Genomic DNA, 21,885 nt, shown 5'->3' with positions numbered 1-21,885 from the left:
GCGGTGGTCACTCGATGCGGCGGCGCTCCTCGTCGCTCCACGCGCGGGTGTCGCGCGGGGCGACGTAGGGCTCCTCGTCCGCCGGATGCCCCCCGGCGACCGCGCGCTGGCGGGACATCTCGGCGTCGAACTCCAGCCCGAGCAGGGCCGCGATGTTGGTGATCCACAACCACACCAGGAAGGCGATCACTCCGGCCAGCGTGCCGTAGGTCTTGCTGTAGGAGGCGAAGTTGGCGACGTAGACCGCGAAGCCGGCCGAGGCGGCCAGCCAGATCAGCAGGGCGAGGACGCTGCCCGGCGTCACCCACCGGAAGCCGCGCCCGGTGGCGTTGGGCGCCCCCCAGTAGAGCAGGGCGATCATCGCCGTCACCAGGACGGCCAGCACCGGCCACTTGGCGATCGACCACACCGTCAGCGCGGTGTCACCGATGCCCAGGGCCGTGCCCAGTTGGCGGGCCACCCCGCCGGTGAGGACCACGATCAGCGCGCTCGCGCAGGCCAGCAGCATCAGCGCGACGGTCAGGCCCAGCCGCAGCGGCAGCACCTTCCACACCGGCCGGCCCTCCGGGATGTCGTAGACGGCGTTGGCGGCCCGGATGAACGCGGCGACGTAGCCCGAGGCCGACCACACCGCGACCACCAGACCGACCACCGCGAGCAGCGATCCGATGCCGGCCCGGCCCTGCAACTGCTCCACCGCGTCGGTGATCACGTCACGGGCCGATCCCGGCGCGAGCTTCTGCAGGTTGTCCAGCACCCGCCGGGTCGTGGACTCCCCGGCGATCCCCAGCAGGGACACCAGCACCAGCAGCGCGGGGAACAGCGCGAGCACCCCGTAGTACGTCAATGCGGCGGCCCGGTCGGCCAGTTCGTCGTCCTTGAACTCGCGGACCGTGCCGCGGAGCACCTGCCGCCAGGCCCGGCCCGGCAGCTCGGTGGGCTTGTCCGGGGCCCCCGCCTCGGAGGGCGGCCCCTCGTTCCGCCCCAGGTCAACGGGGTCACGCTCGTCCGCACGGTCAGGTCCAGGTGTCGCCATGCACCACGGCTTTCCCGCCCGGCCCGGTCCATGCACGGCGGGGGCCTCCCACTCGGGCAGGGCGGGAATTCGGGGCCACGCCACCTGACGGCCTATTATCGCTTCCTGGGCCTTCGGACTTGATCCTGGCTCCCCAGGTACGGAGAGGCGTCACCGGCCTGCTGCCGAGACGTCCCCGAGGAATCACGTGAGCACCGTACAGTCCACCCCCGTCGTGCAGGTCCTTCGCGAGGCCGGCCGCCGGCGGACCTTCGCCGTCATCAGCCACCCGGACGCGGGCAAGTCCACGCTCACCGAGGCGCTGGCGCTGCACGCGCGGGCGATCACCTCGGCCGGTGCGGTGCACGCCAAGGGCGACCGACGGGGCGTCACCAGCGACTGGATGGAGCTGGAGCGCGAGCGCGGCATCTCGGTGACCTCGGCCGCCCTGCAGTTCGGCTACCGCGACCACGTGATGAACCTGGTCGACACCCCCGGCCACGCCGACTTCTCCGAGGACACCTACCGGGTGCTGGCCGCCGTCGACTGCGCGATCATGCTGGTCGACGCGGCCAAGGGCCTGGAGGAGCAGACCCGCAAGCTCTTCGCGGTCTGCCGCCACCGCGGCGTCCCCGTGATCACCTTCATCAACAAGTGGGACCGGCGCGGCCAGGACGCGCTCACCCTGCTCGAGGACATCGAGACCCACCTCGGGATCACCCCCGTCCCGGTGGTCTGGCCGGTGGGCGGCGCGGGCAACCTGCGCGGCCTGGTCGAGGCGGAGAACACCGAGGAGATGCTGCGCTACACCAAGGTGCCGGCCGGTACGCACGCCGCCCTCGAGGAGCGGCTCACCTCCGAGAGCGCGGCCGAGCAGGAGGGCGAGGCCTGGACGAACGCGCTGGAGGAGCTGGAGCTGGTGCTCTCGTCCGGCCCCGGCTACGACCAGGAGGCCTTCGAGACCGGCAAGATCAGCCCGGTCTTCTTCGGCGCCGCGCTGACCAACATCGGCGTGAAGCTCCTGCTGGACGCCGTGGTCGACCTCGCTCCGGCTCCCGCCCCCCGGCCGCTGGCCAAGGGCGGCAGCCGCGAGGTCAGTGAGGAGTTCTCCGGCCTGGTGTTCAAGATCCAGGCGAACATGGACCCGGCCCACCGCGACCGGATCGCCTTCGTCCGCGTCTGCTCCGGCGTCTTCGAGCGCGGCATGCACGTCACCCGGGCGGCCAGCGGCCGTTCGTTCGCCACCAAGTACGCGCACACCGTCTTCGGCGCCGAGCGCACCGTGGTCGACACCGCGTACCCCGGCGATGTGGTCGGCCTGATCAACGCGAGCGCGCTGCGGGTCGGCGACACCCTCTACACCGGCAAGAAGGCCGAGTTCCCCGCCCTGCCCGCGTTCGCCCCCGAGTACTTCGCGGTGGCCCGGCCCAAGGACATCAGCCGGTCCAAGCAGTTCCGCAAGGGCATCTCGCAGCTCGACGAGGAAGGCGTGATCCAGGTCCTGGTCTCCGACCGGCGCGGCGACCAGGCGCCGGTCATGGCGGCGGTCGGTCCGATGCAGTTCGACGTGATCCTGCACCGGATGGAGCACGAGTTCTCGTCCCCCATCTCCCTCGACCACCTCTCCTACCGGGTGGCCCGGATCACCGACGCCGACGGCGCCGCGGCCCTGGGCAAGTCCCGCCTGATCAACGGCGAGGTGCTCACCCGCCGCTCCGATGACGTGCTGCTGGCGCTGTTCTCCGACAAGTGGCAGCTGAACGCCTTCCAGCGCGCCCAGCCCGACGTCCTGCTGGAGCCGCTGATCGCCACGGCGGACTGATCCGCCGGCGCGTTCGACGGCACGCCCGGCGAGAGGCACGGCCCCGCCCCGGTGCAGCCGGTCCGAGGGGCCGGGGGTCGGGCTGCCGCCGAGCCTGGGGCCGGGCAGCCGCCGAGGGCCACTGGGACGGTGTGAGCAGCGCGGTCCTCGGCCGCGAGGACCGGTCCCGCCTCCGGGAGTCGATCCGGCCGAGCAGGTCACCCCGGGCGGGCCGGGCCCTGCTCAGTAGGGCAGCGGCCGGCCCTTGGGCGTCCGCAGGTCCAGCGGGGGCAGGGGCCGGCTAGGGCCCGGGCGGCGGACGATTCGAACTCTGATCATGACCGGCACCTCCTGACGGAATGTCTGCCCAGTGCGCCGCGCGGACATGCCGAAGCTCCACGGTTCGGTCTGCGAAGCCGGGCCGGCCGGGACGATGCGCCCGGCGAGCAGGGATGGATGGCGGACCTCCCGGCGTCGTCCCCACCGGTGCCACCAGGGCGGGGGACGGCGCGCGGTCCTGCCGGTCGGTCGGAGGGGCGTCCCCGAGGAACGCGTCCGCCCCGCTCCCTCACCCGCACGCCGTCGCCCGGTCGGAGGGGTGCCATCACCCGGAAGGGCTGTCGATCCGTCAGGAGCCGCCGGACGTCGCGGTGGTGCGTGATCGCGGTGGCGATGCACCGGGCAGCCCGACCGCACCCCGGGTACGGCTCCGCCGGACACCTGCGGGACAGCGGTGCTGACGGGGTGGCAGGCACTGTCGTACGCGGACTTCCGTGAGCGGTTCGGCAGCTCCTCCACGGCCGCCCGAACCCGGACCGCTTCCACGTGCGCGGCTACGTCGAGGAGGGCACCACCACGACGCCCTACGACCTGCTGGCCCTGGATGGCGTCACCCGCCACGACCTCGCCCTCACCCACCTGCGCCACCGCGCCGCCACCACCGGCGACCTGGCCGCTGCCTACGCCGGCCACCGCGACCGCCTGCGCGCGGAGATCCGCCGTACCGGCACCGACCCCGCCGAGATCACCGACTGGACGTGGCGCCCCTGAACGGCCGGAGACGGCGAAGGGCTCGGACCCGTGACGATCGGGTGCCCGTCCACCGCGTACTCCGTCGCCCCGGGCGTGATCCGCTCGTCCTCGACGAGGCGGAACGCGAGGTGGGGACCGGCGGTCGCGATCGGATCGCGCACACCGGGTAGGCGCCTCGGCGGCCCCGCGATCCGGACGGTACGAGTCCGGCTCCGAGCGGGGAGAAGGCTGTGCGAAGGAGGCCGCGATGTCCCAGCACGACGACCCGACCGGGCCCCGGGAAGCCGGACCGGCGGACGACGACCCGGTGCGGCCGGTCCACTGGAGCGCCGAGCAGATCCTGATCGGCGGGCGGGGTGCCGCCGCAGGCTGGCGGGTGGACTGGCAGGCCGAATCCGCTGGCGACGGCGGGGCCGGAGTCATGTGGCTCTCCCGGGCGGGCCGTAGGGTGTCGGTGCTCTTCTCCCATGACGGGGCGTTCCGCTACGCCCGCGAGGGCGCGGCCGGCACCGACGAGGTGGAGCTGGACCGCGAGGAGCTGCTACGGGTGATCAACGAACCCGGCCGCACCGGGGTCCTGCCGGAGGAGACCCCGGCCGGCGAGAGCAGCACGACCGCCGGGATCTCCGTCCCCGAGCCGCCGGAGGTCCGCACCGCGTGGGGAGCGTGGCCACTGGTACTGGTGGGCGTGATGGTGCTCTGCGTGCTCGGATTCCTGATCGGGCGGATCTTCAGTTGGTAGCTCGGCGCGAGTGCGTGAGGGACTGCATCCCACGGCTGTTGACGGACTTTCAGGACCTGCTGTCCGCCGACGAGGCCGAAGTGCTGGGAGGGTCCGCGAGTTCCTGCGGCGCGAGGTCGCGCCGCATGCCGGCGCGTGGCGGGTCCGGGCCGAGTTCCCGCGCCGGCTGATTCCCCGGTAGGCCGAGTCGGACATCTGCGGCCTCGCCCACCGGGAGCAGCCGGGTCGGCAGCCTGCCGACCGGGTCCATCGCGCTGGAGACGTCCGGACGTTTCGTCGCCGACCTTCGGTGCCGGCTGCGGGCCACCGGGGGAGCGAGCCGCCCGGCTCGGTTCGCCCGCCCGGTCGACGGCGGGCCGCCGAGGCCGGACGGGGGCGGGAGCCGTGCACCTGGGATCAGCCCGTGCGCCAGCGGCTCAGCATGCGGGTGGTCCGGTCGACCGCCGGGTTGTCGACCCCGAGGACGGCGATCTGGTCGGGCACCAGGGCCTCCAGGTCACGCACGGCCCCCGCGTGGTCCCCGGACTCGGCCCGCCAGAGCGCCAGCGCCTCGCGGCTGTGGAGCGTGTGTGCCTCGGCCGGACCGAGCAGCCGCAGGCGGTCCGCCAGGACGCCCTCCAGCAGGCGGACGGCCTCGGCCGGGTCGCCCGCGCGGCCCGTCCACTCGGCGTGCTGGGCGCGGGCCGCCAGTGCGTCGGCGTGGTCGGGTGCCTGGGCCTGCCGCACGGCGGCGAGCTCGGCGCAGGCGTCCCGGGCGACGGCCGGTTCGCCCAGCTCGCCGCGGACCAGCATCGCCGCCGCCCGGGCCTCCACCGTGCGCGGGTCGTCCCGGCCGTGCAGGGCCTCGGCCTTCCGCAGGTCCTCCAGGCGGGTGTCCAGCGCACGGGCGTGGTCGCCGACGAAGGTCCGGAGGGTGGCCAGGTGGTTGCGGGTGCTCACGGCTCCCGGCGCGTCGGCGCCGGCGATCCGGGTCCAGTCCTCGTAGAGCCGTTCCAGCGCGGCGACGGCGCCGGGTGCGTCGCCCGCGTGGCCGCGCCAGACCGCAGCGCTGCGACGGGTCTGCAGCAGGGCGTCCGACTCCGGGGGGAGCAGCCGCTCCTGATCGGCCAACAGGGCCTCGAACGCCTCGGCGGCCCCCCGGTGGTCGCCGGACTTCGCCGTCCACCAGGCCAGGTACCCCCGGGTCTTGAAGCGTAGTTCGTCGTCGTCCGGGAACCGCGAGCGCACCTCCCGCCACAGCTCGGCGAAGTGCCGGACGGCGACTCCGGTGCGGCCGGCCTCCCCGAGGCTGCGCCCCCAGCGGTACAGCAGCTCGTGCGGGCCGGGGAGGAGCAGCTGCTCGTACGCCTCGGCGGCCAGCGCGGCGGCGTTCGACCGCAGGGCGGCGTCCGTCACCGGGTCGGTCCGGTCGGCCCAGGGGGCGAGCAGCGCGTCGGCCGCGGCGGTGGCGGTCCGGGCGGCCGCGGCCGGGCTCATCGCCTCGCGGACGGAGCGCTGCACCAACTGGTGGACCCGGACGGCCGCCGCCGCCCGGTGCGGGTCGAGCTCGGCGAGGCTCAGCCGCCGCAGGTTGGCGAGGGCCTGACGGACCGTCCGGGCGCCGGTCGCCGGGTCTCCGGCCGGATCGGCGCCGGGCAGCAGCCGGAGCACGCTCGGTGCGGTCAGGACCCCGGCGGGGATGCCGTTGGGGTCGAGGAAGGACGCGACCTCCAGGACGGGGCCGGCCGCTCCGGACGGCCTCAGGTCGTCGGCCCGGCGGACGGAGAGGGCCCAGGTGAGCGCCACCGGCTCCGGGCCGCCGGGGACGGCCGAGCCCTCGGGGAAGACGTCGGACAGGGTCAGTCGGCGGTCCGCCAGCTCGGTGCGGTACTCGGCGCAGCTCAGTGCCGGGTCGTCCGCCAGGTAGGCGCCGGCCTGGGCCAGGGCCAGCGGCAGGTGCCCCAGATCGGCTGCCAGGGCGGCGAGTTCGGCCTCCGGGTCCTCGCGTCCGGCCCGTTCCGTGGACTCCCGGAGGTAGTCGGCCGCCTCCTGCGGGGTGAACACCCCGACGGTCACCAGGCGGCGGCGGTCTCCGCCGAGGGCCGCCTCCTGACGCCGGGTGGTGGCCAGGGTCCGGCCGTACGGCGACGGTGGCGGCCACAGCCCGCGGAGGTGGTCCGGGTCCGCGACGTCGTCGAGGACCACCAGCCAGCGGCGCGGGTGCGCCCCGGGCGCGGCGGGCCGTGGGAGCAGCCAGGTCAGGAACTCGGCGGCGGCCCGGTCGGGGGTGGCGGTGCTCGCGCCGAAGAGTGCGTGGGCGGCGTCGGCGTAGGCGGCCACGACCGCGTCCCGGGAGGTGGCCGTGACCCACAGGAGGAGGTCCAGGCGGCCGTCGCGGAGCTCGCGGTCGGCGAGGTCCGCGACGATCTGGGTCTTGCCGGACCCGCCGAGGCCGGTCAGCACCCAGGACAGCGGGTCGCCGCCGTCCGGGGCGGGCCCCACCAGGTCGAACGGCAGCGCGCGCGGGCGGAACCCGTCGGCGCGGTGCGGCGGGAGCCCGCGCACGCAGGGCCACTCCACCGGCGTCGGCGGTGGGGGGAAGTACACGTTCATGGTGTTGTCGCTGCCCACCATCAGGGCCGTGAGCCCGTTGAACGTGCTGTCGCGCACGGTGGCGACGTTCTTCACGACGACGCCCTCCACGACGGCGTCCTCCTCGACGGCGCGCTCCACGACTGTGTGCTCCCCAGCGACGTCCTCGGCGAGCGGTCGTGCGGCATCGGCCGGATCGGCGGAGACGGCGTCCGGCTGCGAGGGCCGGACGCCGTCCTGAGGGTCCGTCACGTCCCGCTCGTGCCGAACGTGATGTGCTGGGTGTTGTGGTTGCCCGCGATCAGGGCGGTGGGCCCGCGGAAGTCGTTGTTCTGCAGGATGACGGTGGCTTCCTCCCGGGCGGCCGGTGTGCCGTGATTCTCGATCAAGGCCAGCAGGTCCTTCGCGAGCTGGTCCCGCTCCTCCTCGGAGGCGGCCTGGAGCAGGGTGACCAGCCGGGTGCGCCAGGCGGTCAGCTGCTCCGCCCGGACCGCCACCACCGCCTCCGGTCCGGCTGCCTCCAGGGCAGCCGCCGTCCGGTCGAGCTCCACCAGTTCGAGGCGCTCGCGGTCCGCGTCGCCCCGCCCGAACAGCCTGGCGGTTCCGGAGCGGATGCCCTCCCAGAGCGAGGTGCCGGCCGCCCCCACCACCGCAGTGCCGCCCGCTGCGGCCAAGGCCGTCAAGGTCTCCGTCAGCATGGTGCCCCCCTTGCCGAATCGATGTCTGATCGCTGTCCTACCCGATCGGCAACTGTCCACCCCTAGAGAGAAACTGACGCTCCGTCCGTTCGCCCCGGTGGCCGTCCGGGAACGCTGGCCGGGACGGGGGCGGCGCTCAGGGAGGGGAACGGAATGACGGATCTGTGGCCTGGTGAGGAACTGCTCGGTCAGTGGATCGCGGCGACGGCGATCGGCTCGCTCACCGCAGCGCGTGTGGGGGGACGCCTGGTGCTCACCGACCGGCGGCTGGTGTTCAAGCCGATGACCGTCGAGGGCGGGACACTGGCCAAGTCGATCTTCGGGCTGGGCAACGCCCTCGCCAGACTGGACGACCACTACCTCCCGTTGCTGGACATCACCGCGGTCGAGGCGGGGGAGGGGCCGTCCAGGATGGTCGTCCGTCTGCAGACGGGCGCCGACCGGACCTACCTGGTGGCGCACCGGCGGATGACCACCGTCTTCAGCGCCAAGAACGCTCCCGCCCGTGACAACGCGGTGAAGCGCATCTGGGCGGCGGTGCAGGCGGTCGGCCGGTAGCCGGGCGACCAGCCGGTCCCGCGCCGCTCCACGGAACGGCGCGGGACCGCGTCCTCGGTGCTTCTGGGCAGTGCGTGGAGACGTGGACGTTGGGCGGCGGCTAACGGCGCATCAGCTTGCTGATGGCGGACGGGCCGGTGAACTCGCGGGCGAGTGCGTCCATGACGAGTTCGTCGCAGACCTGGCCGAGCCAGTACCCGGCCTCGCGCAGAGTCCCGGCGGCCTTGAACCCGGCCTTCTCGTAGGCGCGGACGCCTGCCTCGTTGGGGGTGAGGACCTTGAGCCAGACCATCCGCAGGTTGGTGATGTGGAAGGCGTAGTCGAGGGTGAGGCGGGTGGCGGCGGTGCCCAGGCCCTTTCCCCGGGCTTCGGGGGCGAGCATGACGACGTACTCGGCGGTGCGGACGGCCGAGTCGGGCAGCAAGGTGGTGACCCCGGCCGGGATTGGCGCCTCGCCGGTGAGGTCGTAGACGGTGAAGCGGATGTTGTCGCCGCGGAGCTGCTGGGCGATGCCCTCGGTTCGAGCTTCCAGGGACTCGGGCTGCTGGCGGCCGTAGCCGACGAGCAGGGTGGGGTCCTGCTCCCATCGCCAGTAGGTCTCCACGAGGTCGGCGCGGTAGGGGCCGAGGCCGCAGGTGTCGTCGTGGACCCAGATGATCGGCTCAGGACTGGCGGTGATGGCGGGCTCCGAGGGTGAGGACGGGTGCGTAGGCGAGCGTGGAGGGCGGTTCGCCCACGGGGACGCCGTCCTCAGTCTGCACCCAGGCGTGCAGCCGTACCGGATCAGCGGCGATCCCGTGGCACCAGGTGACCGAGCGGCGGCGGGCGGCGAGCAGCAGCACGGCAGCGGTGGATTCCTCCAGGCAGGCGGTGCGGGCCGGGGAGTACCAGCCGGCGGCCCGGACGGCGAGCACGGCCGCCTTCGCCTGATCAGGGGAGGCCGGGCGGCGGCAGGTTGACGCGGTCCGCTCGATGGCGCGCACGAGGCGGAGCATCGCGGTGCGGCGCTCGCCTGCCGCCTTGACGGCGGCGACCGCCGCCAAGGCACCTGCGGCGGCGAGCAGGTTGCCGGTGGGTACGGGGGTGGGCCGGACGGCTCCGGCGGGGTGCTCGGTGCTGCCCCAGCTCGCTGCCCGGGTGGTGGTGGTGATGACCGGCCAGGGAGCGGCGGCCGGGCCGGGAGCGAGGAGTTCGGCGGCCAGCAGTTGGTGGGCGAGGGAACCGGAGAGGGGTTGGGCGGTACCGGTACGGGCTGCGTCGCGGAAGCGGGCGGCGGCATCGGGCAGCAGGCCTTGGACGTGGCCGGTGCGGTAGTTGATGAGGACCAGGACGTGCCCGAAGTCGGCGGCGCGGACATGGGCGGGCAGCACGAGGAGGTCGAGGTCAGGCATGAGGCTCGCTCCATGTGGGGGCCGTGGTCCAGGCGGGCGCGGGGTGGCGGTGGTGGGCGGTGAGCCAGGCTTCCGCGGTCAAAGCCTGTTCGAGGGTGGCGAGCGGCATCGGCAGGCCTGCGGCGGCGCGGGCCAGGTGTTGGCGGAACCGTGCGGGGTGCAGGAGGCCGAAGGCGGAGAGGTGGCCGTCGGCAAGGGTGGCCAGTTCGCGGTGGTTGGTCCGCAGGCCGGTGTAGTGGTCGGCGTCGAAGCTGCCCTTGGTGGTGCGGGCTGCGGTCTCGGGGGGCAGCAGGCCGGACATCGCGCGGGCCAGGTGCGGTTTGTAGGCGTGCAGGGGCGGGCGCAGCTCCAACGGTGTGGTCAGTACCGCGTCCACCACCACCGAGTCGAGGAACGGGTTGTGCAGGTTGACGCCGCACGAGGTGGCGAGCTGAGCATCGGCCGCGGCGGTGCGGGCCACTTCGCGGATCTCGTCCACTCCTGCTCGTACCGCAGAGTCCAGGCCGGGCAGTGGATCGGCAGCGGCGGCGGCCTGCTCGGCGGCTTCGAGGAGCAGGAGCCGTGCGTCCGGCGCGGCCCAGACGGGGAAGGGCGGTAGTGGGAACCAGGACACCTTGCCGTGGTCGTCGCGCTCGGTCGCTCCGACCACCCGAGCCAGGTCCGCGAGGGCCTGAGTGCGGGTGGTGCGGCTGGCTCGGGCGGCGTCTCGCAGCAGCGGGCCGACCGAGGTGTGCCGCAGGCGGGCCCAACCGAATGCCTCGGCTGCCGCTCGTCGGAGGTGGCGGTGGTGGATGAGGTCGGCGAGGTGGATCGGGGGCTGGAACAGGACACTGTCGCCACCGTCGCCGGTCAGGTGGGTCTGGGTGCCCAGTTCGTCGCGCATCCACTGCAACTGGGTGGTGAGGCGGGCATGGGTGAGGGTCGACGGCGCTGGTTCGTCGGTGGCCGGAACCTCGGTGATTCGGCTGTAGGGAAGGTGACGGTCGGTCAGTGGCAGTAGGTGGTGAGCGATTCGGTGTGGGTGCCGGGCGGCGGCAAGTCGGGCGTGATGTAGGTCGGCTCCACCGGGGTCGCCTGCCGGGTGGACGGTGACCGCGTTGAGCTGTTGGCCGGCGGGCATGGTGATGGTGGCGAGTACGGTGACGCTGGTGGAGTCCAGGCCGCCGGACAGGTCCGCCGACAGGCCGGGGGTCTTGGCCCGCAGGATGACCGAGGCAGCGAGCGCATCGTGGAGCTGAATGTACGGCAGCCGACCGGGCACCGGGTCCGGCCGCCACGTGGTGGTGATCCGCAAGTCGCTGCCGTCGGCAGGAAGTTCCACCCGGGCTCCTGGCTGCAGCTGGTGCACCCCGGTGAAGAAGGTTCGGCCCGTGGTGAGGGCGGGCACCGACGGTGTGAACACCGCGCAGGCCAGCCGCTGGGTGTCGATGTCCGCCCCGGTGAGGGAGGCCAGTAGCCGGGCGGAGGTGGACCAAGCCCAGCCACCGCCCCACGCGGTGGCGTAGACGGGCCGGGCGGCGGCCGGGTCGGTGTGAACCACCACCGTGGTCGCGGTCTCCTCGATCACGGTGTAGGCGCCGGGCCAGCGCCAGGTGACATCGGCCGGCGGCGCGGTGCTGGCGAGCAGGGACAGCTCGAACTCGCTCGCCCCGCACGGACCGAGCACCAAGACGCGCCGGTTGCAGCCTGCCGTTGCCCGCACGGCGCTGGGGCCGTCACCGAGCCGCCAGGCGGTCGAACCGGCCACGAGCGGGGTCGCATTGACGGGCAGCGGGTGCGTGGTGAAGGTGGTGCTGAACCCTCCGAAGATCACGGATTCCTCCCAGGGGCGATGGCGAACGAAGGGTGCGGCCCGGCCAGAGGCCGGGCCGCACCCCCGTAGGGTCAGCTGTTGTAGGCGCGGCGCTTGTCCTCGCTGCTGCCCTGGCCCTGGCCCTCGGTCAGGGCTGCCAGGTCGCCGATCTCGATCAGCGCGGCGTCGTCCTCGTCACCGGTGGTCACGGTGTTGGTCAGGTCGCTCATGAGTTCGTCCTCTCTACGGAACAGGGTTGTGCTGCCTAGCGCCTCGGGTGAGGTGCTGGTCGCCCGCCCTGGGGTGCCCCGGGGCGGGAAGTCTGGGGTGGGTCAGCTCGCTGGGGCGAGCACGGCGCGGTGTATCAGCGGGCGACGCCGGCCACCGAGGCGGTGGACCACTGCGCGGAGCGCTCGGCTCGGGTGGGCCAGTAGCTGACGGCGCGTCAACGGCTGCTCGGGCAACTGCAGCTCGGCCCACACTTTCTTGCCTCGCTCGGTCAGCTCGGCACCGTGGCCGGTGGCCAGGTGCTTGACCAGGAACAGGCCGCGGCCGTTCCCGTCGTCGGGGCCGACCACACGGGGTCGGGGGAGGGCGGCGGAGCCGTCGTGGACCTCCACCAGCAGCCGCCGCCGGTCCGGGTGGGCGTGCACGCCAAGGATGATCATCGCTCCGGCGGTGTGCCGGACCGCGTTGGTGGCCAGTTCGGAGGTGACCACCTCGATGGCATCAAGGGTGGCGTCATCCAGCTGGACGCCCCAGCCGGCGACCTGGGACCGGACCCAGCGCCGGGCCTTCGGCACGGAGGCGGGGTCGCGGATCAGCATGGTTGAGGCGGTGTGCACGGGCATGGTGAGGAATCCTTCGGCGCTGGACGGAAGGTCAGCGGGCCGCACGCCGAGCGGTTGGCGGCCGGGGACCGGCCCACCGAGGAGGACCGGGCTGACCTGACTATGAGTCAACAGGTGTGCGCCGGGCGTGAATACGGTAGGAACGTGCCGAGCGTCTGAAACCCTTGAAACCTGCGGCCGGGGGCACTGGTGGCACGCGTACGGACACCCAACGGCAAGCTGGCGGCGCTGGTCGCCGAGTGCCGGTGGTCGAGCAACGGCGAGTTCGCCCGCGCGGTCAACCGCTCCGGCACCGAGGCCGGGTTCAAGTTGAAGTACGACGAGTCCGCAGTCTCGCACTGGCTCGCCGGCACACGACCTATGACGAAGTATCAGAACGTGGTGCTGGAGGTATTGACCCGGCGCTTGGGCCGGGCGGTGACCGCGTTCGAGGCCGGGTTCGCCGATCATCCCCACATGCAACCCGCGTCCACGGATACGGTGACGGGACTGATCGATCTGGGGAGCATGGATATGGACCCATCACGTAGGGGTGTGCTCGGGGCGGGCTTGTACTCGGTCGCTCTCACCGTTCCCGGCTGGCCGGACCACATGGGGCGGTTCGAGAAACTGAAGGCCGACCCGCACGCCCGCGTCGGCATGGCCGAGGTGGAGTCCGTCATCGCCATGACGGAGAAGATCAGCGAGCTCGACGACCAGTTCGGAGGCCGGGCCGCGCGCCCGATGGCGGCGGCGTTCATGGTCAACAACATCGCCCCCTACCTCAGGGCCACTGCCACGGAAGCTGTCCGTAAGGCGATGCTCTCGGCCGCAGCCGACCACCTCTACCTGACCGGCTACATGGCCGTGGACGAGCGTCTGGACCTCCTTGGCCAGAGTTACTACACCAAGGCCCTCGAGTTGGCGCTGGCCGCAGGCGACCACCTCACCTACTGCACCACCCTGCGGGGCATGAGTGTCCAGGCCGTCGAACTCGGCCATGGCCAGGCCGCGTTGCGATACGCCGATGCTGCGTCAGCTGCCTCGCCCGAGGCCGGGCCTCGCATGCGGGCCTTCCTCGCCGGTCAGCAGGCGCACGCCCTCGCCCAGACCGGCGACCGCTCAGGTGCGCTCGCCAAGCTCCATTCCGCTGAGATCGCCATGGAGCAGGCCGAGTCCAAGGCCAAGGCCCACGGCTCCTACGACCCCTCCTCGCTCGCGTACCACGTCGCTCAGGTCAGCTATGAGCTCGGCGACCGCGACGGCGCGATCCGCGCACTGCAGCACTCCGAGAAGATCCGGCCTGCGGTCTACCGCCGGGCCCGGGTCCGCCACCGAGGGATGGCTGCCGAGTGGCTGCTGGAAGCCGGACGACTGGAGGAAGCCGTAGGGAGCTGGCATCTGGCGCTGAATGACTTCCCGCATGTGCAATCCGGTCGTGCCGACGATCGATTTCGCACCATGATCTCCGCGATACTTCCGCACCGCCACAACTCCCGTGCTCGCGAACTCCTCGACCGAGCGAGGCTGATGGCGCCCCGCCGAGCATGAGCGACCATGAAGACTGGATTCCGCTCCCCGATGCCGAAACGGTGGGCTACACAGTGCTGCTGCGATGCGCCCAGGGAAACCGGGGGCATGACAGAGTCGACCAGGGGTCGAGGCACGCATCCTGGTAGTTCGCCTGCACTGGAGGAACGCCGGGTCGTCGGAGCCCTGCGGGAGGCCACGGAGCAGGGCGAGACGGCTTTGCCCGTGGGCAACGTCGATGACCATCCGTGTCCACCATGACGCCGCAGGGTTGCACTTGGCCTCCGGTACGGTCGCCGATCCGCTGAAGGCCACCGAAGATCCGGGTGGAGCGTGGATGTCGATGCGTGCCCATTGGTGGCCGAGCCCGCTCTCGGCGCGCCGTGTCGTCAGTAGAGGTTCGATCAACTCCCAGTGGGCGGCGGACAGATCACTGGGTGGCCACGCTCGTGGGCAATGGTGTTCTGCGGCCCGCTCGACTGTAGGTCAACCGGGTCTCGTACACCGGATTCCTGCTGGTCCCGCAGTTGGAACTTTTGGATGGGTGACGTCGTTCGCGGCGCCGTTCGGGCCGGATGGGCAAGGCGGCAGCCGCGACCGGCACGGTCCGTGGGCGTGCCGGTCCCGCAGGGCCGTCCTGGTCAGAACTGGACGAGCCTCACCTGCGGGGTGCCGAGCGCGAGGGTCCAGCCGATCCAGTCCACGTAGGGGATCAGCTGGACCCGCGCGAAACTCATACGAGCAGATCTACGATCCGGCATGCTTGGATGATTCCGCAGGCCTGTGCGAGTTTCGAGCATGTCTGTGTCAATCAAGGGCGAGGAGCGCCTGCTTGCTTACCGGTATCTCTATTCGCAACTTCCGGACGTTTCGCAACTTCGAGCTCGAGTTCGATCCCACGATGAACATCCTCGTGGGTGACAACGACGCCGGTAAGTCGACGATCCTGGAGGCCATCGGGCTTGCTCTGACCAATCGACTCCGAGGCAGACCCTTCTCCCAGGAGCTGTCCCCCTTCCTGTTCCACCAAGGGGTGGTGAAGGACTACCTCCACATGCTCCGGAGCGGCACCGTCGACGCCCGGCCGCCGGAGATCATCATCGACCTCTTCCTTGCGGACACAACCGAGTCCGCGGTGCTCCGAGGCGCGAACAACCTGCGCAGGGCCGACCGGTGCGGGGTCCGTATCCGGGCATACCTGAATCCCGATTTCGCGCCGGAGTACGAGGAGTTCATCAAGGACCCCAGTCAGGTGCAGCTGATTCCCACCGAGTACTACCGGGTGGACTGGATGGGGTTCTCCGGGAACCCCATCACCTTCCGCAGCGTGCCGGCCACTGCCTCCTTGATCGACGCGTCGAACATCCAGCTCCAGAGCGGCGTCGATTACTATCTCAACCGCATCATCAGCCAGAACCTGGAAGCCGGCCAGCGGGTCGGGCTCACCCGGGCGTACCGCAACCTTCAGCAGGGGTTCGCCGACGACGATGCGATCCGCAAGATCAACGAGGAACTGCGGGGCGCTCCGAGGGAGGTCAGCGATCGGGAGTTGACTCTCGGCATCGACCTTTCACACAGGGCCAGTTGGGAGAACAGCCTGGTCCCTCACCTGGACGAATTGCCGTTTCAGTACGTGGGTAAGGGCGAGCAGAGCACATTGAAGATCCTGCTCGCGCTCAACAAGCAGGTCGCCGATTCCCACATCCTGCTCGTAGAGGAGCCGGAGAACCACCTGTCCTTTCCGAACCTCGGCAGGCTGGTGAAGAAGATCGGCGACAAGTGCGCCGGCAAGCAGCTCTTCATCACGACCCACAGCTCGTTCGTCCTGAACAAGCTCGGCCTGGACAACCTGGTCCTGTTGACGGCCGACGGCGGGTTCCGGCTCGACCAGCTGTCCTCCGAGACCCGGGACTACTTCAGGAAGCTCTCCGGCTACGACACCCTGCGCGTGGTCCTCGCCCGCCGGTCGATCCTGGTAGAGGGCCCCTCCGACGAACTGGTGGTGCAGCGCGCCTACCTGGACAGGCACGGCTGTCTGCCGAGCGAGGACGGCGTCGACGTCATCAACATCCGCGGCCTGTCGTTCAAGCGGTTCCTCGACATCGCCGCCCTCCTGCCCCGGAACCAGGTGGCTGTGGTGACCGACAACGACGGCAAGGACGCAGTCGTCGTGCGGGCAAAGTACGCCGCCTACACGAGCAAACCGAACATCAAGGTCTGTGTCGGCGAGGGCGAGGCTTTCGAGACGCTGGAGCCGCAGCTCCTCAAGGCCAACAACCTCGCCGTGTTGAACCGGGTGCTCGGAACGACCTTCAGTAGCTCGCAGAACCTGCTGGACTACATGAAGAACAACAAGACGACGGTGGCCCTGGCCGTCTTCGACGGCGAAACCATCACCATGCCGGAGTACATCCGTGACGCCGTCGCCTGACAACCTCGCGGTGATCGCGGCCGCCGGTTCGCGCAAGACCCAGCAGATCGTGGACAGCGTCCTGGCGGACCGGACGAAACGCGTCCTGGTGACCACGTACACCACCGAGAACCTGAGCCAGATCACCGACCGGCTTAGCACCGCGGCCGGCACTCTGCCCGCCCACGTCACCACAATGGGCTGGTTCACATTCCTGCTCAACGAGTGCGCCCGGCCCTACCAGGTAGCCGTCCTCGACGAAGTGGGACTGATCCGCGGCCTGGACTTCGTGGCGGCCCGCCCCCGGTACGTACCGCGGACCAAACCGCGGCAGTTCTACATGGACCGTCGCCACGACATGTTCCGTGACAGCCTCTCGGACTTCGCCATCCGAGCGAACACCGCCACCGGCGGCAAGGTCATCGCACGCCTCGCAGCCATGTTCGACCACATCTACATTGACGAGGTCCAAGACCTTGTCGGCCACGACCTCGAACTGCTGGACCTGCTGTTCCGGTCGCCGATCGGCGTCACCTTGGTCGGCGACCCTCGGCAGTTCACCTACGCGACCAACAACTCGACCAAGAACAAGGCGTACAAGGGCGGCGGCATCGTCGACTGGCTGAAGAGACGAACCGACTACTGTGCCTTGGAAACACGCTCCGAGAGCTACCGCTGCAACCAGCAGATCTGCGACTTCGCCGACGGCCTGTTCCCGGAACTCGAGCCGACGGTCTCGAAGAACACCGAGATCACCAACCACGACGGGATCTTCGAGATCAGGCCCCACGAGGTACACGAGTACGTCAGCCGGTACTCGCCGACGGTACTGCGCTACGACAAGCGCGCCGACACACTTGGGCTGGCCGCGATGAACATCGGGCTGTCGAAGGGCAGCACCTTCGAACGCATCCTGCTCTTCCCCACCAAGCCCATGATCAAATACTTGCGGACCCGCAACCCCGCCGAAGCCGGCAGCCGCGAGAAGCTGTACGTCGCGGTCACTCGGGCCAAGCACAGCGTCGCCTTCGTGGTGCCCTGAACTGCGCGGCCGGGCAGCTGGCGCTGCGGCGGCCCCAGAGGGCGAACCGCCAGCGCCGCAGCCGCATAAGAGGCCGGCCACCCGCCTTCGACGCGGACACCTGCCGGCGCCGCAACGAAGTCGAGTACACCAACGACCGGCTAAAGACCTTCCGCGTGGTCGCTACCCGCTACCACAACGGGCCTACGTCTTCCGCGGGACGTCACCCGTTGCCTCGCTCCGCCTATGGATCAGAGCCGATCCGCCGGACAGTGCCTAGACGAGCAGATCCGAGGTTCTGGCCCGCCAGAGGTTCGTACGTTCCTACGCTGGTGCCCACGTTCACTCGCTGGGGGACTCGGTTGCCAGCGGGACACCGCACCGCCAGCAGTCGTTCACGTGGTCGTCCCGGCAGACGTAGCCGATGGAACCGTCCACGCACCATTCGGCGGCCTCCTCGGACAGCAGGTCGGGCCCGGTGAGGAGCAGCCGACGAAATTCCGTGGTGTCCGCAATGTCGGCCGGGCGGTTGGTGAACCACTCATCGAACCAAGGCTCGTCCCGGTGCAGGCGCCAGTGCGCATTCTCCCGGTCGTCGACAGCCTTAAGAAAACGATCGACGATGCGCCCCCAACTGGGAGCTCCGAACCAGCCGTTGTCGGACGCGCAGAAGAATTCGATCAGGGTTCGCAGGCCGAACTCCTTCTCATGAAGGCGGTACCTTCGCCCCCATGAGATCGCAGCCTGTGTCATCTCCGCGAGTTCTTCTCGCGGATCAACCTCGTGTGCCGGGTCGTCAGTGTTGTGGCAGGCCAGCCCGAGCTCGAGCACGGACTGCCCGGTCGGTAGAACCCGAGACGGGTTGACGATCGCGAGACCCACGGCGATCCAGTCGACATGGTCGAAGGACAGCATCGAGCGCACGAGTCGGGTGGTTGCCACGTTGATCCGCATCATCGTGCCGTCGTGGAGCGGACTAGTACCGGCATGCCAGTTCTCGACGGGTGTGTTGCGCCATACGGCGAGCGTGATGCGTGTGGCAGCCAGCCACAGCAGGGCGTCATCGTCAAGGTGCCCGAACTGCTTGGCACACTGCTGGGCCCCGTAGGGGATCAACTCTCTTAGCTTCGGCCAGCTATGGCTGTCAGGTTCTTCAGGCGCGTGCTCGTAGTCGCCGGCGTACTCGTCAAGGATCTCGCTCAACTCGGCTGCGCTGTATGCCTCACTGGACTCGGCGGCATCCGGAGCCTCAACCGTGTACATGTCGTGCTCCCATGACACATACACATCGTCCCAGAGCACGACGTCATCGCACTCGATGGCGCTAGCCGTCACAACCGGCCTGATGGTGATCGGCGCAGTACGCCCATCGGTTCGCTCGCCGTCCTTCTTGGCGGCCCATGCGGTGATGACCCCGAGCGGCTTCGGAAGGAGAGGGCCGACCTCGGTGATGCTGAACGGCTCCTCGTCGTCATCGGTGTCGAACCGGCTGTTGACGAACGCGACCGCCTCGGAGGGTGTGCTGACGATGGACTGGGCACCACTCTCGTTGTCGACCACTCGCCACAACGCGCTGTTCTTCACGATGATCTCCGATCGCGGTGAGTGTACCCGGGGCGGGTACGATGCGCCGGGTCGCTCGGCACTGACTCCAATTATGAGCTGAGCAACCCATTCGTAGTCCCGCAGGTGCTTGGCAGCGACGATGCTTGGGACGTTCGTTTACAACCTGCCCTTCGCGGCTGTGACCTTCGCCTCGTAGCGTAGAGGCCGTGAATGAATGTGAAGTTCGGAGTCGTGGCGGAGAAGGTCGCGAGGGAGCTGGGGGTCAACGAGACCACGCTCTCGACGTGGGTGTGGCTGGCCCGGCATACCGGTGGCACCGGGACCGGGAGAGCGACGAGCTGGCGTGACTGCGCCGGGGAAACGCCCAACTCAATTGAGAAAACGAGGAGTTGGCGATGGGGCGTGATGTCCTCAAACGCTACATGGTCCTGTGGGTGAAGTAGGTACCTCGTCAAGCTGCAGGGCGGGGGAGGGTCAGGGCTGGTCCGGTCGGGCGGACCTGGCTCGGAGCAGCAGCTCGCGGACGACTTGGCGCCACCGGCTGGAGTCCTCGCTGAAGGTGCGGTCGTCGGCGTCGGGGTCCCACTTCTCGAGCTCCACGAGTTGCTCCACCAACTCGCCGAGACGGTTGGGGTCGTACCCACCCCGGCCGGGATCCAGTTGCCGCGCGATGTCGTGGAGCCGGTGGGCGGCACGGTAGTGGGCGAGTTGGGTGTCCGTGAGGCGGCGGACCGTGTAGCCCCAGCACTTGCTGCACCAGTCGAACTTCGTGTCACCGAGCAGGTCGGCGATGGTGAGCAGGTCGTCGTTCGCGACGACGCCGCGCTCGCGGACATGGGAGCAGAACGGCGAGTGCCCCTTGCCCCGGTAGCGGGGGTCGGCGTTGACCGTGTAGATCTGGACCTGCGCGAGGACACCCAGCGGGATGCCGCTCCCGCTGCGCTTCCAAGTGCTGTCGTTGGGTGCTTCGAAGGGCTCGAGGTCCAAGTCCTGGCCGTGGGCGAGGAGTCCGTGCCACACCGGGCTGGGCAGGCTCTGCGAGCGTCCGGCACGGTCGTACCCGGGGTCCAGACTTCGCAGGTCCGGGACCCCGCGGGCCACCGCGAGCAGCCGCAGGTTGAACTCGCGCGCCCAAGGGCGGTCGCTGAAGACCAGCCAGGCGGCGCGCTCTGCGCCGGCGGCCAGGCCGAGCCGCTCGCCGAACAACGGGTCGTCGGCTTCACGCATCCGATCCCGCCACCTGGTCGAGAGGTCTTCGGGGCGCTCGCCGATCTCCTTCGACCATGGGTCGATCAGGGAAGCGGGCAGGTCGGCGGAGCTGGCGACGAGGACGCCTCGCCAGCCACGGGCCGCACGCCTCTCCAACTCCTTGAAGGGCAGGACCTCGGTCCCGGTGTCGGTGGAGAACACCGTGTACAGCTGGTCCTCGGAGCCGGGCGCGGTACGCAGTAGCCGCAGGTGCTCTGCGGTGAGGGGGAGGCGCTGGTGCACGGCCGTGTCGTCGAAGACACCCGGGGTCAGGAGACTCGCCTCGCCGGTGGCCGCTGTGGCGTCGGGGACGGCAGGCTCTGGCTCGCAGCACACGAGCGCTGTACGGGCGAGGAGCTGGTCGGCGATCAGCTGTGGAGCACGGAAGGTGAGCTGGCGCCGACCCCAGTCGGCACCGGTGAGGTGGGTGAGCAGGACACCGACCGTCCACCTGTCGAGGCCGCCCAGCAGGCCCCGCTCATGCCGGCGCTGCGCGTAGGTGTCCTCCTCCTCGGGTTCCTGGAGTTGTGCGGTCAGCGTCACCATCGCCGTCGTGTCCGCCGTGCGCGCGGCCTGGCGTGCCGACTCCTCCCAGGAGGCGAGGAGCCGGTCTGCCGCACGGCGGGCCTCGTCGTACCCCTTGCGCCGTGAATTGATCCCCCCGACGGCGTGATAGGTGACCAGATGGTCGCCTGGCAGTCCCCACGCGTTCGCCGCCGCGCTCTGCCACTGGGACCACATCGACCGCAGCCGCCAGGCAATCTCCCTGTTGTCACCGATGGCACGGAACGCCTCGTCGCCCGTTGGGAGTTCGGGCATTTCCAGGCTCGTGGCCGCCGCTGCTTCCACCAGTCCGGCCGCGTCGATGAACAGCCCCGCTCGTTCGCGCAGCGTCTGGAGGTAGTCCTTCTTCCATGCCACCTTCGGCCGCGCCCAGTCGGTCAGCCAGGGGAACGCCGCGACGACGGACTCGGCGAGATGAAGGCTGTTCGCCGCGTCACGCCAGTGGGTCAGGAGCAGGTCCCGCAGGCGTTCCGCACTATCGCGGGCCTCTCGGTCCTGGTCGTACGTCTCGTCGTCCTCGGGGACCGGCTCGGTGCGCAGCACCTTCGCCGCGCCTTCGGCGTCCTCCTGTGTCACCTCGTCGTCCGGATTCGCCTCCGTGTACTCCTGCAGTTTGGAGAGCAGCCCGAAATAGCCGCCGAGCGCACGCAGGAAAACGCCGACACCACTGTCCGGCCGGTCCCAGTCCCCGCGGTGCGCGCAGACCGAGCACATCCGGGTGATCGTCGCGGCGTTCAGCGGCGCCTCGGACGCCACCGCTCCGTCGGCGCGCAAACGGGGGCAGCGCAGGTGAGCGTGCAGCTTGGAGGATTTGCCCTTAGCCGAGAAGACGGGGACGAGGTGGCCCTCGAACGGGCCGAGCGGGACATCAGCTGTCAGCACAGAGTCGAGCACGTAACTCCCCTGTCAGTCTCGGCATGTGAGCCTATCCGGCGGCAACGACATCAGGCCCGATGCTCGCTGTTCTCGGAGAACTGCACGACCGCGAGAGCACGTCCGTGGTACCCAGCCCGTCCAACCAGGGGCGCCTCGCAGAACCAGGGACCCGCGCTGGCTCCGCTGACTCGGTGCTGGCGGAGCCGCACGGATGAAGGTTGCCATCTACAGATGATCACC

16 protein-coding genes and 1 pseudogene are annotated in these 21,885 nt (G+C 70.4%); 7 read left to right on the top strand and 10 right to left on the bottom strand.

The genetic code is table 11. The features are described from left to right. Window positions 1-7 precede the first annotated feature (7 nt). Window positions 8-1,036, bottom strand: a complete 1,029-nt coding sequence (locus tag ACIRBX_RS36685; protein WP_402304405.1) for a YihY/virulence factor BrkB family protein — start codon at window positions 1,034-1,036, stop codon at window positions 8-10. Between the two features lie 187 nt (window positions 1,037-1,223). On the opposite strand from ACIRBX_RS36685, the gene ACIRBX_RS36680 reads away from it, so the two are divergent. The 3 genes and pseudogenes from ACIRBX_RS36680 (at window position 1,224) to ACIRBX_RS36670 (ending at window position 4,590) form a co-directional block, all read left to right on the top strand. Further along, window positions 1,224-2,837, top strand: a complete 1,614-nt coding sequence (locus ACIRBX_RS36680) for a peptide chain release factor 3 (protein ID WP_402304402.1) — start codon at window positions 1,224-1,226, stop codon at window positions 2,835-2,837. Between the two features lie 771 nt (window positions 2,838-3,608). After that, window positions 3,609-3,866 (top strand): annotated as a pseudogene (locus ACIRBX_RS36675) (phosphoketolase); the annotation flags it as partial. A 229-nt stretch (window positions 3,867-4,095) separates the two neighbouring features. Then, window positions 4,096-4,590 (top strand): DUF6480 family protein, encoded by a 495-nt coding sequence (locus tag ACIRBX_RS36670; protein WP_402304400.1) that lies wholly within the window; start codon window positions 4,096-4,098, stop codon window positions 4,588-4,590. A 396-nt stretch (window positions 4,591-4,986) separates the two neighbouring features. Here the strand turns inward: ACIRBX_RS36670 and ACIRBX_RS36665 are convergent, their stop codons facing one another. Together ACIRBX_RS36665 and ACIRBX_RS36660 are read right to left on the bottom strand one after the other, a co-directional pair. Continuing rightward, on the bottom strand, window positions 4,987-7,413 hold the full coding sequence (locus ACIRBX_RS36665) for an NB-ARC domain-containing protein (RefSeq protein ID WP_402304397.1): 2,427 nt from the start codon (window positions 7,411-7,413) through the stop codon (window positions 4,987-4,989). Further along, window positions 7,410-7,859, bottom strand: a complete 450-nt coding sequence (locus ACIRBX_RS36660; RefSeq protein ID WP_402304394.1) for a hypothetical protein — start codon at window positions 7,857-7,859, stop codon at window positions 7,410-7,412. The genes ACIRBX_RS36665 and ACIRBX_RS36660 overlap by 4 nt, the downstream gene beginning before the upstream one ends. A gap of 153 nt (window positions 7,860-8,012) precedes the next feature. Between ACIRBX_RS36660 and ACIRBX_RS36655 the strand changes: the two genes are divergently transcribed. Then, on the top strand, window positions 8,013-8,417 hold the full coding sequence (locus ACIRBX_RS36655; RefSeq protein ID WP_402304391.1) for a hypothetical protein: 405 nt from the start codon (window positions 8,013-8,015) through the stop codon (window positions 8,415-8,417). A gap of 100 nt (window positions 8,418-8,517) precedes the next feature. On the opposite strand, the gene ACIRBX_RS36650 is transcribed toward ACIRBX_RS36655, so the two are convergent. The 5 genes from ACIRBX_RS36650 to ACIRBX_RS36630 form a co-directional block, all read right to left on the bottom strand. Then, complete coding sequence (locus ACIRBX_RS36650) at window positions 8,518-9,072, bottom strand: GNAT family N-acetyltransferase (protein ID WP_402304435.1); 555 nt, start codon at window positions 9,070-9,072, stop codon at window positions 8,518-8,520. A 7-nt stretch (window positions 9,073-9,079) separates the two neighbouring features. Beyond that, window positions 9,080-9,808 (bottom strand): lasso peptide biosynthesis B2 protein, encoded by a 729-nt coding sequence (locus ACIRBX_RS36645; protein ID WP_402304388.1) that lies wholly within the window; start codon window positions 9,806-9,808, stop codon window positions 9,080-9,082. Then, window positions 9,801-11,621, bottom strand: a complete 1,821-nt coding sequence (locus ACIRBX_RS36640; RefSeq protein ID WP_402304384.1) for an albusnodin/ikarugamycin family macrolactam cyclase — start codon at window positions 11,619-11,621, stop codon at window positions 9,801-9,803. Before ACIRBX_RS36640 ends, ACIRBX_RS36645 begins: the two co-directional genes overlap by 8 nt. A 71-nt stretch (window positions 11,622-11,692) precedes the next feature. Next, window positions 11,693-11,830, bottom strand: a complete 138-nt coding sequence (locus ACIRBX_RS36635) for an albusnodin family lasso peptide (protein WP_402304382.1) — start codon at window positions 11,828-11,830, stop codon at window positions 11,693-11,695. A gap of 102 nt (window positions 11,831-11,932) precedes the next feature. After that, the gene (locus ACIRBX_RS36630; protein WP_402304379.1) at window positions 11,933-12,451 is read right to left on the bottom strand and encodes an ATP-binding protein; all 519 of its coding nucleotides are present in this window, start codon (window positions 12,449-12,451) and stop codon (window positions 11,933-11,935) included. 186 nt (window positions 12,452-12,637) lie between these two features. On the opposite strand from ACIRBX_RS36630, the gene ACIRBX_RS36625 reads away from it, so the two are divergent. From ACIRBX_RS36625 to ACIRBX_RS36615, 3 genes are all read left to right on the top strand, one after another. Beyond that, entirely contained in the window at window positions 12,638-13,981 is a 1,344-nt protein-coding gene (locus ACIRBX_RS36625; RefSeq protein ID WP_402304433.1) for a tetratricopeptide repeat protein, read from the top strand. Between the two features lie 811 nt (window positions 13,982-14,792). Beyond that, complete coding sequence (locus tag ACIRBX_RS36620) at window positions 14,793-16,391, top strand: ATP-dependent nuclease (protein WP_402304377.1); 1,599 nt, start codon at window positions 14,793-14,795, stop codon at window positions 16,389-16,391. Beyond that, window positions 16,375-17,412 carry a UvrD-helicase domain-containing protein gene (locus ACIRBX_RS36615; RefSeq protein ID WP_402304374.1) on the top strand — a complete coding sequence of 346 codons (1,038 nt, stop codon included), beginning with the start codon at window positions 16,375-16,377 and terminating at the stop codon, window positions 17,410-17,412. The genes ACIRBX_RS36620 and ACIRBX_RS36615 overlap by 17 nt, the downstream gene beginning before the upstream one ends. Window positions 17,413-17,733: 321 nt before the next feature. Here the strand turns inward: ACIRBX_RS36615 and ACIRBX_RS36610 are convergent, their stop codons facing one another. Both ACIRBX_RS36610 and ACIRBX_RS36605 read right to left on the bottom strand, forming a co-directional pair. Further along, window positions 17,734-18,975 (bottom strand): hypothetical protein, encoded by a 1,242-nt coding sequence (locus ACIRBX_RS36610; RefSeq protein WP_402304371.1) that lies wholly within the window; start codon window positions 18,973-18,975, stop codon window positions 17,734-17,736. Window positions 18,976-19,431: 456 nt separating this feature from the next. After that, on the bottom strand, window positions 19,432-21,663 hold the full coding sequence (locus ACIRBX_RS36605; protein ID WP_402304368.1) for a hypothetical protein: 2,232 nt from the start codon (window positions 21,661-21,663) through the stop codon (window positions 19,432-19,434). Between the last annotated feature and the right edge of the window lie 222 nt (window positions 21,664-21,885).

Source organism: Kitasatospora sp. NPDC096147 (assembly GCF_044763225.1).
Classification (GTDB): Bacteria; Actinomycetota; Actinomycetes; order Streptomycetales; family Streptomycetaceae; genus Kitasatospora.
This window is presented reverse-complemented; position numbering and strand designations above follow the sequence as displayed.